Genomic DNA, 13,558 nt, shown 5'->3' with positions numbered 1-13,558 from the left:
CAATGCGGTGCGACAAGACAGACAGCAGCTTTGAAGCGATGATCTATCTCGCCACCGCCGTCATCCATTCTAGATGAATCTCAACAGACCCTAGAGCATGATCCGGAAAAGTGTGCAGCGGTTTTCCCTCGCGACAAACGCGGAACGCGTTTGCGCGGAGATCATGCTCAAACAACGAAAGTCAGCGCGCGCGGCGGGAGAAGAAGGAGATCAGCACCGGCAGCGTCACCAGGATCACGATCGGCGCTAGCATCATGCCGGTGACGACGACGACCGCGAGCGGCTTCTGGACCTGCGAGCCGATGCCGCCCGACAGCGCGGCCGGCAGCAGGCCCACGCCCGCGACCACGCAGGTCATCAGCACCGGGCGGAGCTGCAACTCGCCTGTCCGTATCACGGCGCTCATGCGGTCCATGCCCTCTTCGATCAGCTGGTTGAACTGCGAGATGATGATGATGCCGTCCATCACGGCGATGCCGAACAGCGCGATGAAGCCGATCGCCGCCGAGACGCTGAAGGCGGTGCCGGTGATCAATAGCCCGAGCACGCCGCCGAAGATCGCCATCGGGATCACGCTCATGGCAAGCAGCGTGTCGGTCATTGAGCCGAAATTGAACCAGAGCAGGATGCCGATCAGCGCCAGCGAGATCGGCACCACGATCGACAGCCGCCGGATCGCGTCCTGCAGATTGCCATACTCGCCGACCCAGTCCATGTGCGATCCGGGCGGCAGCTGCACCTGGTCGGCGATCTTCTGCTGCGCCTCGCGGATGGCGCTGCCGAGGTCGCGCTCGCGCACCGAGAACTTGATCGGCAGATAGCGCTCCTGCTGCTCGCGATAGATGTAGGCCGCACCGGAGACGAGACTGATCGTGGCGACCTCGCTCAGGGGAATCTGTGTGACCGAGCCGTTCGGCCCGGGCGCGCCGATCCGCAAATTCTGGATCGCCTCCGCGCTCCTGCGGTATTCCGGCGCGAGCCGGACGATGATCGGGAAGTGGCGATCGCTTCCGGGCTCGTAGAGATCGCCCGCAGTGTCGCCGCCGATCGCCACCTTGATGGTGGCGTTGATGTCGCCGGGGGCGAGCCCGTAGCGCGCGGCCTTGGCGCGGTCGATGTCGATCTGGACCGTCGGCTGCCCGAGCGAGGTGAACACCGCAAGGTCGGTGATGCCCTGCACGGTAGCCAGCACCGACTTGATCTTGTTGGCTGTGTCGGTCAACGCCTGGAGATCGCTGCCGAACAGCTTGATCGAGTTCTCGCCCTTCACGCCGGAGACGGCTTCGGAAACGTTATCCTGAAGATATTGCGAGAAATTGAACTCGACGCCGGGAAAACGGTCGTCGAGTTGCTTGAGCAGCTGCGCGGTCAACTCTTCCTTGTCATGCGTGCCGGGCCACTCGCTCACGGGCTTCAACGGCGCGAAGAACTCGGCATTGAAGAAGCCGGCGGCGTCGGTGCCGTCGTCGGGACGGCCATGCTGCGACACCACGGACTCGACCTCGGGCCGGGCGCGGATCACCTTGCGCATCTCGTTGACGTAGGTGTTGCCTTCCTGGAGCGAGATGGTTGGCGGCAGCGTGGCGCGGATCCAGAGATTGCCCTCTTCCAGCTTGGGCAGGAATTCGAGGCCGAGCAACCGGCCGAGCGCAACCGTCATCAGCACGAGGCCGACCGCGCCGCCGAGCATGATGCTGCGGTTGGCGACGGCCCAATTCAGCACCGGCATGTAGATCCGGTGCAGGATCAGCATCACCCTGGTCTCGGTCTCCTCGACATGCGCGGGCAGAATGAGCGCTGACAGCGCCGGGGTGACGGTAAAGGTCGCAAGCAGGCCGCCGGCGAGCGCGTAAGCATAGGTGCGCGCCATCGGCCCGAAAATGTTCCCCTCGACGCCGGAGAGCGTGAACAGCGGCAGGAAGGCCGCAATAATGATCGCGGCAGCAAAGAAGATCGAGCGCGACACGTCGGCAGCTGCGCTGAGGATGGCATGGCTCTTCATGCCGAACAGCGTCTCGGGCGACATCTGCTCGGATTCAGCCGGCGGCGTGGTCTGCGTCAGGCGGCGGAAGATCGCCTCCACCATAATGACGGTGGCATCCACAATCAGGCCGAAATCGATGGCGCCGACCGACAGGAGGTTGGCCGACTCCCCGCGCAGTACCAGGATGATCACGGCGAAGAACAGCGCAAAAGGAATGGTGGCGCCGACGATCAGCGCGCTGCGGAGGTCGCCGAGGAATATCCACTGCAACAGCACGATTAGCAAAATGCCGACCACCATGTTGTGCAGCACAGTGTGGGTGGTGAGGTCGATGAGGTCCTTGCGGTCATAGATTCGCTCGATGCGCACCCCCGGCGGCAGGATGGTGGAGTTGTTGATCTCGGCGACGAGCTGCTCGACGCGCTTGATGGTCGGCGTGCTCTGCTCGCCGCGACGCATCAGGACGATGCCCTGCACGATGTCGTCGGCATCGTCGAGGCCGGCGATGCCGAGACGGGGCTTCTGGCCGACGGTGACGGTGGCGACATCCTTCACCAGTACCGGATTGCCGTTGGTCTGGGCGATCATGGTGTTGGCGAGGTCGTCGATCGAGCGGATCAGGCCCACGCCGCGGACCACGGCCGATTGCTGGCCGATGTCGACGGTGTTGCCGCCGACATTGACGTTGGAATTGCTGACCGCCTGGAGCAACTGCGGCAGCGTCAGACCATTGGCGACCAGCTTGTTGAAATCGACCTGAAGCTCGTAGGTCTTGCTCTTGCCGCCCCATCCCGTGACGTCGATGACGCCGGGCACGGAACGGAAGCGACGCTGGAGGATCCAGTCTTGGATGGTCTTGAGGTCGAGCACGCTGTAGTTCGGTGGCCCTACCAGGCGATAGCGGAAGATTTCGCCGATCGGACTTAAGGGCGAGATCTGCGGCTGCACGTTGCCCGGCAGCGGTGCGAGCTGCGCCAGGCGGTTCAACACCTGCTGCAACGCCTCGTCATAGGTGTAGGCGAAGGAGAACTGGAGTTTGACGTCGGACAGGCCATAGAGCGAGATGGTGCGGATGGTCGTGAGGTTCTTCAAGCCCGCGACCTGGGTCTCGATCGGGATCGTGATGTAGCGCTCGATCTCTTCCGCCGACAGACCGGGGCTCTGGGTCACGATGTCGACCATCGGCGGGGTCGGATCGGGATAGGCCTCGATGTTGAGCTGGTTGAACGCAATCAGGCCGCCGATGAGCACGGCGGCGAACATGCCGACCATCAGGTAGCGCCGGTTGACGGCAAGGGCGACGAGGCGATCCATTCAGGTCTTCGCTGTGTTCACGTCGTCGATCAGCTACCGGACGCAGCGCGGTCGATGAACAGGCTGCCCTTGACGACGATCTGCTCGCCGGGCTTCAGGTTGCTGGTCACCTCGACGAGATTGCCATTGATGAGGCCGATCTTGATCCGGCGCAGCTCGACCGACTTGTCCTCACGCGCGACCCAGATGCGGACCTGGTCGCCCTCATAGATCAGCGCCTGCTTCGGCACCGCAGGTGCTGCGCGGTCGCCGGCCGAATAGATCGTGACGTTGGCGAACATCTCCGGCTTGAGCAGGCCGTCCTTGTTGTCGATGGTGGCGCGGACCAGCAGGCGGCGGGTGTTGGGGTCGATCGCGGCGGCGACGTAGTTGATCTTGGCAGTCAGCGGACGGCCCGGCAGTGCCATCACGTTGACGCTGATGTCCTGCCCGACGCTGACGGAAGCCGCGTCGCTCTCGCGCACGAAAGCGGTCAGCCAGACCGTGGAGAGATCGCCGATCACGAAGACCGGATCGCTGGCGCCGGAATTGACGTACTGGCCGGGGCCGATCTTGCGCTGCACGACCGTGCCTGCGATCGGCGAATAGATCGTGATCTCCGGATTGATCACGCCCTTGTCCTGGAACGCCTTGATCGTCTCGTCGGTGAAGCCGAGGATGCGCAGCTTGTTGCGCGCGGCCTCCAGCGCCGTTGCCGAGGAGCGCACGTCGTTCTGCGCCTGGACCTGGGTCGCTTCCGCCTGCTGATAATCCTTCAGCGGGACGGCATGGCCCTCATAGAGGTCCTTGGCACGCTTGAACTGGATGTCGGCAAGATCGACCGCCGACTTCGCCTTGTTCTGCGACGTGATCGCCGTGATGAAATCGTTCTGGGCCTGCACGGTGTCGGCGGCCTCAATCGTGAACAGCGGTTGACCCTGTGTCAGGCTCTCACCCGGCTTGGCGAGAAGCTTGGTGACGCGGCCAGCATAGGGCGAGAACACCGGCGTCGAGCGGTCCTCGTCGACCGCGACCTTGCCCTCGGTGACGTATTCGGCCCTGAAGGCTTTGCTCTTGACCGGCTCGATCGTCAGCGTCGCCCATTCGGACGGCGTCGGCGTGAAATTCTGCGCATTCCGGCGCGACTGGCTGGAGACTTCGGAATGGCTCTTGTCCTTGGCACCCGCATAGAGAAAGCCATAGGCCCCGGCGCCGGCAAGCGCCAGTAAAACTACGGATGTGACCACCCGTTGTTTCGTAAGCACCTGCAATCGCTTGGTATTTTCAACTACCATGGGGCCCGGTCAAGTCTGCGACGATCTCGGCAAACGACTGCCTCATCGGTCGCGCTAATAGTGCTGAATTGAGATTTCAAACAACCTAAAAAACGAGAAGCGCCTTTCGGTTTGCGTTAAAAAACTGCAACGCGTCAGCTCCACGTCAGCTTCGCGCCGGCCATTGCGGCAGATGGCTGCCGAGCGGCATGGCCGGGCGGCTCCATTGCGCCGGCGTTGTCGACAGCATGGCCGAATGGCGCACTGCCGTCAGCGTGCCGAAGCCAGATGACACGGTTTCCATGAACGCAGCATGTACGGCCTCACCCGTAAGATCCGGGGTACTTAGGCCGTGCTCGAGCCGGCCGAGATTCCATAGCCAGCGCCCGGTCTGCGCCAGCGACACCCGCACGTGCCAGCTGCCGCCTTCGCGAGCCTGCCGGGCCTTGGCCATCATCGCGCCAAATGCCATCAGATAGCCGGTGGCGTGGTCGAGCATCTGTGCCGACAACTCCTTCGGCCCATCGATGCCGGCGGCCTGTCCCTCGGCATGGTTGAAGCCGGTCGTGGTCTGCACCAGCGAATCGAAACCGCGCCGCTCCGCCCAGAGGCCGGCATGGCCGTAAGCCGACAGCGTCACATAGACGATGCCGGGATTGATGCTGGCCGCATCCTGCGGCGAGAAGCCGAGAGCTGCGAGCGCGCGCGGGCGATAGCCTTGCGAGAAGATGTCGGCGTCCTTCAACAACTCGCGCAACTGCGCCCGACCCGCCTCGCTCTTGAGCTCGATGAATGTGGTGAGCTTGCCGCGGCCGGTGTCGATGGTGAGCCAGGGAATCGCGGGCAGCGCGGGCCCTGAGACGAGCAGCACATCCGCGCCATGTGCGGCTAGCGTGCGGCCGGCGACGGGGCCTGCGATGACACGGGCGAGATCGAGCACGCGGAGACCCGCCAGCGGGCGATCGCCATTCGACAATCCTTGGGGCCAGGGTTTTGCCGGTGCGTCGCCGATCTTCTCGATCGAGATCAGTGGCAGTTCTGCAAGCGCACGCGATTGCGGCAGCGCGGACCATTCGTCGTAAGAGCGCATCAGGGCAACGACGCCGCCGGTAGCATAGACAGCGGTTTCGAAGTCCTCGCCCTTCCATTGCATCAGCGCGGCCTGCACCTTCTCGCGTTCGGGAGCGCAAGCGAGCACGTTGCAGACGGCGTCGCGGTGGTGCGGGAAATTGGTGTGGCAGCGGACAAAGCGCCCATCGCCGGTCCTGTAGACGCCGGCGATGGCGTCCCAGGCTGGGGGCGGCGGCTTGTCGTCGAGGCGCAGGTAACGTTCCGAGCGGCATTCGACGACGGCATGGCGCATGTCGACAGCGACGTCCTGCGCCTCGCCGCTGCGCAGCCTCCAGATCTCGGCAGCGGCAAGACCGGCTGCCGCGATCGTGGTTTGTCCCGCGACGGCGACGCGAAACGAGGACGGGATCTGCGGCTCCGCGCCGGTCAACCGCACGCGTTCGAGCGCGGCCACATCGCCGCCGACAGAGGTCCAGATATCGCTGAGAATGCCGGCGGGGTTTTGCATGGCCGTTTCTTTCCCTTTTCAGGTTATTGTTTGAGCATGATCTCCGCGCAAATGCGTTCCGCGTTTGTCGCGAGGAAAACCGCTGCGCACTTTTCCGGATCATGCTGTAGTTTTTTGCGAGCTCCAATAGCACATAAAGGAATGCAATGGCCGCCATCGATCCCCTCACCGCGGGCGCCGTGTTCATCGCAACGGCGGCCACCGACGCGGTCTATGTGATGTTCACTTCGGCCGTAATCGCGCGCAAGCGCGTGCCGGCGGCGAACTGGAGCGCGGTCTGGTACCTGCTCTCCTCCTACGCCGTGATCAGCTACACCGAAAACGCCTTCTATGTCGCTTTCGCGGCGGCCGGCTCCTGGGTCGGCGCCTATGCCTCGCTGACCTTCCTGCACCGCCCGCCCGGCGGCCCGCCGGTGGGGGCGGCGCCGGAGTGAGGATGGAATTATTGTGAGTCCTTCATTGCCAGTCCCGTCATCCTGAGGTGCGAGGCTTGCGATGCAACGCATCGCAAGGTGAGCCTCGAAGGATGCACGGCCGAGGTGGCAGCCGGGCCGTTGTCCTTCGAGGCCTCCGCTACGCTCCGGCACCTCGGGATGATGGTGATAGAGCAGAATTTGCGACGACGACGCATTCGCGACTACAGTGCGTCGACCAACAAAAGGAAACCAAACAATGGATCTCGGTCTCAAAGGAAAGAACGCCATCGTGCTCGGCGGCACGCGCGGCATCGGGCGGGCGATTGCGGCGACGCTGGCCGGTGAAGGCACCAACGTCGCGGTTTGCGCGCGCAATGCCGATCAGGTTGCGGCGACCGTCGCGGAATTGAAGGCAAGCGGGGTTCGCGCAGTCGGCAGCCCGGTCGACGTGACCGACGGCGCGGCGCTGAAATCCTGGATCGAGGGTGCTGCAAAAGAGCTCGGCGGCATCGACATGCTGTTCTCCAATGCCGGCGCCATGGCGCAAGGCCATGATGCTGCATCGTGGGAGCAAAACTTCCGGCTCGACGTGCTCGGCGCCGTACATGCGTTCGACGCCGCGCGGCCGTTCCTCGAAGCGAGCGGCGAGAAGAGTGGTGATGCGGCCTTCGTCATCATCTCCTCGATCTCGGCGGCGCAGGCCGATCTGGCAAGCTCCTACGGCCCGATCAAGGCGGCGCTGATCCACATGGCCAAGGGACTGGCGCGGCAATATGCGAAGAAGAAGATTCGCGTTAACGTGGTCTCGCCCGGCACCGTTTACTTCAAAGGCGGCGTCTGGAACACGATCGAGCAGAACATGCCCAAGCGCTACGAGGATGCGATGAGCCGCAATCCGACGGGACGCATGGCCACACCGCAGGAGATCGCAAGCGCGGCGGTGTTTCTGGCGAGCCCGGTGTCGTCGTTCACCACCGGCTCCAATCTCGTCGTGGATGGCGCGATTTCAAACCGGGTGAATTTTTAGGGGCGCCCGTCCGTGCCAGTTCCGTCATCCTGAGGTGCGAGGCTTGCGATGCAACGCATCGCATGCCGAGCCTCGAAGGATGAACGGCCGAGCTGGCAGCCGGGCCGTTGCCCTTCGAGGGGCCGCTGAAGAAGCGGCCACCTCAGGGTGACGGTGAAAGGGCGATGCCGTAATGATGAACCTCAATGAAAATCCCGCGACGGCGGCAGGATGCGGACGTTGCGGGGGTGGCGGATTTTTTGCGCAGGCGCATCCGTGTGGTCGCGGCGATCGTCGTTGAGGGGCTCGATCAGGGCGGCGCCTGATGGCACCGGATGCTTGCGGGTCAAGGCGTCGTTGGCGAGGCCGATCAGATCGTGGGAGCGGTCAATCATGCGCTGGGCAATGAGATGCGTCACCTTCTCGGGGCTGCTCTGGATATAGCCCTCGACCAGGATGAGGCGCGCGCCCATCACCTCCTTGCGGTACTGCTCCATGATCTTGGGCCACACCACGACATTGGCGATGCCGGTTTCGTCCTCCAGCGTCATGAACACGACGCCGCTGGCGCTGCCCGGCCGCTGCCGCACCAGCACCACGCCGGCGCATCGGACGCGGCGCCGCTCGTTCTCATGACTGACGTCCTTGCAGGCCACCACACGTTCGCGCGAAAACATCTCGCGCAAGAATTCCATCGGATGGCCTTTGAGTGAAAGCCGGATGGTCTGGTAGTCCGCGACCACCTGCTCGGCGCGCGGCATCACCGGCAGCGGTTTTGCGTGCTCGTCCGGCTGCTCGCGTGCGGTCGCGGCATCGAACAGCGGCAGCGCCACGTCGTCGGGCAACCGCCGCACCTGCCACAGCGCCTCGCGGCGATCGAGCCCGAGCGAGCGGAACGCATCGGCATCCGCCAGCAGGATCAGCGCACGCTTGGGCAGACCGGTATCGCGGGCGAAGTCCTCGAGCGAAGTGAAGGGCCGATGGTTGCGCGCGGCGACGATGTGGTCGGCCCAGTCTTCCTGGATGACGTATTCCTTGCCTTGCCGCTTTGCCTGTTCTTTTTTGAGGCCCTCCTCATCCGGATCGAGCCAATGAAAGCCGTCGATCTGGCGGAAGCCCAGGCGGACAGCACAATACTTGTCGTCTGTGCTTTCCAACGTGTTCTGCGCAAAACTGCAGGATACATCAATCTCGCGAACCTCGACGCCATTCTTGCGGGCGTCGCTGACGATTTGCGCCGGGGCGTAAAAGCCCATCGGTTGCGAGTTCAGCAAGCCGCAACAGAATGCGTCAGGGTGGTAGTGCTTCAGCCAGGAGGAGATGTAGACGAGCTGTGCAAAGCTCGCGGCATGGCTTTCCGGAAAGCCGTAGGAGCCAAAGCCCTTGATCTGGTCAAAGCAGCTTTTAGCGAAATTGGGATCGTAGCCGCGTGCGACCATGTTGCCGATCAGCTTGTCCTCGTATTTGCCGATGGTGCCGACATTACGGAAGGTCGCCATCGAGCGGCGCAGGCCGTTGGCCTCCTCGGAGGTGAATTTTGCCGCCTCGATCGCGATACGCATCGCCTGTTCCTGGAATAGAGGCACGCCCATCGTCTTGTGCAGCACCTTGTAGAGTTCGTCCTTGTCGCCATGCTCCGGTGAAGGCGATGGATACTTCACTTTCTCCTGACCGTTCCGCCGTCGCAAATACGGATGCACCATGTCGCCCTGGATCGGTCCCGGACGCACGATCGCGACCTCGATGACGAGGTCGTAGAAGGTCCGCGGCTTCAGGCGTGGCAGCATGTTCATCTGCGCGCGGCTTTCGACCTGGAACACGCCGAGGGATTCTCCGAGGCACAGCATGTCGTAGACCTTGGGATCGTCCTGCGGGACGCTCGCCAAAACCCAGCGCTCGCCCTTGTGCTGGTCGATCAAATCAAAACACTTGCGGATGCAGGTCAGCATGCCCAGCGCGAGCACGTCGACCTTCATCATGTTGAGCGCGTCGACATCGTCCTTGTCCCATTCGATGAAGGTGCGGTCGTCCATCGCGGCGTTGCCGATCGGCACATAGGTGTCGAGCCGGTCCTGCGTCAGCACATAGCCGCCGACATGCTGAGAGAGATGGCGCGGGAATTCGATCAGCTCGGTCGCAAGCTCGACCGCAAGGTTGATCATCGGATTTTGGGGATCGAGGCCGGCCTGCTTGACCTGCATCTCGTTGAGGCCCTTGCCCCAGTGTCCCCAGACGGTGTCGGCAAGCGCGGCGGTGACGTCCTCGGTCAGGCCAAGCGCCTTGCCGACATCACGGATGGCGCTGCGCGGACGGTAATGGATGACGGTCGCGATGATCGCGGCGCGGTGGCGGCCGTAGCGGCGATAAACATATTGCATCACCTCCTCGCGCCGCGAATGTTCGAAATCGACGTCGATATCCGGCGGCTCCAGCCGCTCCTTGGAGATGAATCGCTCGAACAGCAGATCGACCTTGGTCGGATCGACCGAGGTGATGCCGAGCACGTAGCACACGGCCGAGTTCGCCGCCGAGCCGCGGCCCTGGCACAAGATGTTCTGGCTGCGCGCATAGTGCACGATGTCGTGCACGGTGAGGAAGTAATGAGCGTATTTCAGCTCGGCGATCAGCGCGAGTTCTTTCTTGAGAGTGGCGCGAAGCTTGTCATCGATCTCACCGCCGAAGTATTTTTGTACGCCCGCCCGGGTCAGGTCCTCCAGATGGCCTTGCGCCGTTTTGCCCGGCGGCACCGGCTCGTCCGGATACTGGTATTTGAGCTGGTCGAGCGTGAACTCGATCTTGTCCGCAAAGCGCATGGTCTCCGCGATCGCCTCGGGGAAATCGCGGAACAGCCGCGCCATTTCCCTGGGCGCTTTCAGAAACCGCTCGGCATTGGCCTCCAGCTTCCTCCCGATCGCCTCGATCGTGGTCTTTTCCCGGATGCAGGTGAGCACATCCTGAAGCGGACGGCGGCCGGCATCATGATAAAGTACCTCATTGGTCGCGAACAGCGGCACCTTTGCCGTCGCCGCGAGATCATCGAGCTGCGCCAGACGGCGCCGGTCGTCGCCGCGATAGATCAGGCTCGCCGCCAGCCACACACCCTCGGCGCGGCTTGCCTTGAGACTTGAAAGAACATCCAGCGCCTGCACCGGCTCGAAACGATGCGGCAGCGTCAGCACCAGAAGCTGGCCTTCCGAAAACTCGAGGAGATCGGCGAAGGTGAGATGGCATTCGCCCTTCTCGATCCGCGTGATGTCGTCGCCGCGCTTGCCTTTGGTCAAGAGCTGGCAAAGCCGGCCATAGGCCGCGCGGTCGCGCGGATAGACCAGAATATCGGGCGTGCCGTCGATGAAGACGACGCGCGCGCCGATCAGGAGTTTTGGCTTGTTCAACACTTCCGCATTGTCGAGTTCCTTATAGGCGCGCACCACACCGGCGAGTGTGTTGTGATCGGCGATGCCGATCGCGGGAATGCCGAGCTTACTCGCCTGATGCACATAGGCACGCGGGTCCGATCCGCCGCGCAGGAAGGAGAAGTTTGTGGTGATGCCGATCTCGGCATAAGCAGGCGTGTTCATGCGAAGAGACCGTGGACATACCAGCCGGGGGGAATGGGCTTGCCGTCGTCGTCGAAGCATTCCCCCTCGTAAAGACCATCACGAAAAATCCAGAAGCGCAGGCCCTCGGCATCCTCGATACGGAAATAATCCCGCGTCAGTTGCCTGCCGTCCTGCCGCCACCATTCCATGGCGATGCGCTCGGGCCCTTCCACCCGCACCACCGCATGCTGCGCGCGCCGCCAGGTAAACTGATGCGGCGGGCCGTCCGGCACGGTCGCAAACGGCACCTTGATCGGCTCCGGTTTTTCGAACAACCGCAACGGACGCAGCGGCGGCTCGCTCTCGGCGCGCGCCGGCCATTCGGCCTGCATGGCGGCGATGAGATGATGCTGCGCCGGCGCGGCCAGCACGGCATGCTCCGGAATATGCGTGTCCTGCGGCAGGTGCACGACCACGCGCTTTCCGCCGATGCGCGCGGCGATGCGGTCGATCAGCGCGGCAAGCTCGTCATTGTCATGGACGTGGGCATCGAGATCGCGCTGCTCCTGCACCACGATTTCGGTGCGGCTCGCCGACAGCCGCACCATGTCGAAGCCGAAGCCGGGATCCAGGGGATCGGCGAGTGCATCGAGACGCTCGCGGAACAGCCGATCGATGACTTTGCTTTGCGTGACCGGCCGCCCGGTCTCGACCATGATCGCGCGCACCACGCCGTCGGTGCGGAAGAACGCGGCCTCCAGCCGGCGCGCGCCCTTGCCTTGCTTCTCCATGGAGGCAATCAGCGTGTCGGCGAGCCGCGACAGCGTCATCGCGATCATAGTGTCGGTCGCGATCGGCTCGGCGAAACGCTTCTCCACGATGTAGTCAGGCAGCGGCTTGCGCGGGCTGATCGGTGCATCGCCCTGTCCCAGCGCATGCACGAGCAGGGTCGAAAACCCTGCGCCGAACCGCGCCGTGATCTCGTGCGGTGCGCGGGAGGCGACATCGCCGATGGTTTTCAGGCCGGCCCGGCGCAGGCCGGTGGTGATGGCCTCGCCCGCGCCGAGCGCGGACACCGGGAGGGCGCTGATCGCCTCCGCCTCTCTGCCATCGGCGACGATGGTGCCGGACGCCTGCCGCGTCAGCGTGCGCGCGCAGACAGAGGTGCCGGCAATCGCCGCGCTGACGACAAAGCCCTGGCGGGCGAGCGCACGGACCAGCGCCTGCAACAGCGCTGCTTCCCCGCCGAACAGATGCGCGCAGCCGGTGATGTCCAGGAACAGTCCGTGCGGCGGATCGAGCGCGACCAGCGGCGTGAAGCGGTCGCACCAGTCGGCGATGTCGCTGAGCGTTTTTGCATCGGCCACGACATCGGCATCGAACACTTTCAGCTCCGGGCACATCGCCCGGGCATTGGCCAGCGGCTGGCCGATATGCAGGCCCAAGCGCGATGCCGCATCGTCGAGCGCATGGATCACCAGCGCATTGTTGTCCTTGATGACGACGATGTTGGGCTCAGGATTATTACCCAATCCGCCGTTGAAGAGCCGCTGGATCCGGTCGATGGGCAGGCGCGGCAGCCACAGGCTGAGGATACGCCGACGGTTCACTGAATTGGCACTCATCACACTTCCATTCCATGATCCACCGGCCGCACGGGCCGTGACGATTGCGCAACAGCTCGGCATCGAAGCGCGGCGCACCCCAGGCGCTCCACATGGCGCCCGGTGGCGAATGCGCCGCGCGCAGCATCCATCGCGTCTCCGCGGTTGAGGGCAGCGGCTGCGCCGCCATGCGCAGCAAGAGGCCGGTCGCACCTGAGGCTTGTGCTGCGAGCGTGAGCTTCCGGCTCGCCACGAGATCGAACTGTCTGGTCTCGCCCCAGAGCTCGAGCACGACCGCGCCGAGCGCATCGCAGGCAAGTGCGTCGGCCGAGGTGCGCAACGCGCTCTCCACATCGGCGGCACGCACCATCACCACGCGGCGCGGATCGAGGCCGAGCTCGGCAAGCCCGTTCATCGACAGCGCGCCGGTTTCAATTTCCGAAAAATCCTGCCGCACCCATAACAGCGGTTTGCGCGCTGTCACACGCCCCGCAAGTCCGGTGACAAATCCCGTCGCGGTCGCGCCCTGGCGCCCCTCGCAAAACACCTCGTGAATTGCCGCGCGCGCGAGCCCGCCCTTCAGGGCGCTGTCCGCCTCGCCGTGGCCGAGCGTCACGCGATCACGATGATGCACGACCTCGGTGGTCTCGATGCGCTCGATCTGGCCGCGCAAGGTCGCAAGCGCGCTGATGCGTGCGCCGCTCATGCTCGCCGCTCCTTCAGAGGTGATTGCCGATGGCTCTCAAAAAGAGAACCAGCGGCCGGCTCATTTGTTCATGATATGTTCTAATATAAAGCTAACGGGCGTATGAGAGTCAATCAAATTGGCGCGCCTACGGATTCATGAGTAAAATCAAGAGGAT

8 protein-coding genes are annotated in these 13,558 nt (G+C 63.7%); 2 read left to right on the top strand and 6 right to left on the bottom strand.

Annotation, left to right across the window (positions count from 1 at the left end):
* Window positions 1–181 precede the first annotated feature (181 nt).
* The 3 genes from ABIB73_RS33550 to ABIB73_RS33540 all read right to left on the bottom strand — a co-directional run bounded on the left by ABIB73_RS33550 (window position 182) and on the right by ABIB73_RS33540 (window position 6,130).
* Complete coding sequence (locus tag ABIB73_RS33550; RefSeq protein WP_354231231.1) at window positions 182–3,298, bottom strand: efflux RND transporter permease subunit; 3,117 nt, start codon at window positions 3,296–3,298, stop codon at window positions 182–184.
* Window positions 3,299–3,327: 29 nt separating this feature from the next.
* A complete protein-coding gene (locus ABIB73_RS33545; protein ID WP_354231229.1) occupies window positions 3,328–4,572 on the bottom strand; it encodes an efflux RND transporter periplasmic adaptor subunit in 1,245 nt (414 codons plus the stop codon).
* Window positions 4,573–4,717: 145 nt separating this feature from the next.
* The gene (locus ABIB73_RS33540; RefSeq protein ID WP_354231227.1) at window positions 4,718–6,130 is read right to left on the bottom strand and encodes a CoA transferase; all 1,413 of its coding nucleotides are present in this window, start codon (window positions 6,128–6,130) and stop codon (window positions 4,718–4,720) included.
* 146 nt (window positions 6,131–6,276) lie between these two features.
* On the opposite strand from ABIB73_RS33540, the gene ABIB73_RS33535 reads away from it, so the two are divergent.
* Window positions 6,277–6,564 carry a hypothetical protein gene (locus tag ABIB73_RS33535; RefSeq protein WP_354231225.1) on the top strand — a complete coding sequence of 96 codons (288 nt, stop codon included), beginning with the start codon at window positions 6,277–6,279 and terminating at the stop codon, window positions 6,562–6,564.
* Between the two features lie 238 nt (window positions 6,565–6,802).
* Complete coding sequence (locus tag ABIB73_RS33530; RefSeq protein WP_354231223.1) at window positions 6,803–7,573, top strand: SDR family NAD(P)-dependent oxidoreductase; 771 nt, start codon at window positions 6,803–6,805, stop codon at window positions 7,571–7,573.
* 182 nt (window positions 7,574–7,755) lie between these two features.
* On the opposite strand, the gene ABIB73_RS33525 is transcribed toward ABIB73_RS33530, so the two are convergent.
* From ABIB73_RS33525 to ABIB73_RS33515, 3 genes are read right to left on the bottom strand one after another with little or no spacing between them, the layout of a single operon-like run.
* Window positions 7,756–11,130 (bottom strand): error-prone DNA polymerase, encoded by a 3,375-nt coding sequence (locus ABIB73_RS33525; protein WP_354231221.1) that lies wholly within the window; start codon window positions 11,128–11,130, stop codon window positions 7,756–7,758.
* The gene (locus tag ABIB73_RS33520) at window positions 11,127–12,716 is read right to left on the bottom strand and encodes a Y-family DNA polymerase (protein ID WP_354231219.1); all 1,590 of its coding nucleotides are present in this window, start codon (window positions 12,714–12,716) and stop codon (window positions 11,127–11,129) included. The genes ABIB73_RS33525 and ABIB73_RS33520 overlap by 4 nt, the downstream gene beginning before the upstream one ends.
* Entirely contained in the window at window positions 12,616–13,401 is a 786-nt protein-coding gene (locus ABIB73_RS33515; protein ID WP_354231217.1) for an ImuA family protein, read from the bottom strand. The genes ABIB73_RS33520 and ABIB73_RS33515 overlap by 101 nt, the downstream gene beginning before the upstream one ends.
* Between the last annotated feature and the right edge of the window lie 157 nt (window positions 13,402–13,558).

This window comes from Bradyrhizobium sp. F1.4.3 (genome assembly GCF_040548375.1).
In the GTDB taxonomy this organism is placed as follows: Bacteria; Pseudomonadota; Alphaproteobacteria; order Rhizobiales; family Xanthobacteraceae; genus Bradyrhizobium.
The sequence above is the reverse complement of the archived record's forward strand: the minus strand, read 5'-3'. Positions and strand labels throughout refer to the sequence as shown.

Bases quoted from the DNA above. Each gene is read 5' to 3' on its own strand.
- ABIB73_RS33550 (WP_354231231.1), bottom strand. From the start codon at position 3,298: ATGGATCGCCTCGTCGCCCTTGCCGTCAACCGGCGCTACCTGATGGTC.
- ABIB73_RS33545 (WP_354231229.1), bottom strand. From the start codon at position 4,572: ATGGTAGTTGAAAATACCAAGCGATTGCAGGTGCTTACGAAACAACGG.
- ABIB73_RS33540 (WP_354231227.1), bottom strand. From the start codon at position 6,130: ATGCAAAACCCCGCCGGCATTCTCAGCGATATCTGGACCTCTGTCGGC.
- ABIB73_RS33535 (WP_354231225.1), top strand. From the start codon at position 6,277: ATGGCCGCCATCGATCCCCTCACCGCGGGCGCCGTGTTCATCGCAACG.
- ABIB73_RS33530 (WP_354231223.1), top strand. From the start codon at position 6,803: ATGGATCTCGGTCTCAAAGGAAAGAACGCCATCGTGCTCGGCGGCACG.
- ABIB73_RS33525 (WP_354231221.1), bottom strand. From the start codon at position 11,130: ATGAACACGCCTGCTTATGCCGAGATCGGCATCACCACAAACTTCTCC.
- ABIB73_RS33520 (WP_354231219.1), bottom strand. From the start codon at position 12,716: ATGAGTGCCAATTCAGTGAACCGTCGGCGTATCCTCAGCCTGTGGCTG.
- ABIB73_RS33515 (WP_354231217.1), bottom strand. From the start codon at position 13,401: ATGAGCGGCGCACGCATCAGCGCGCTTGCGACCTTGCGCGGCCAGATC.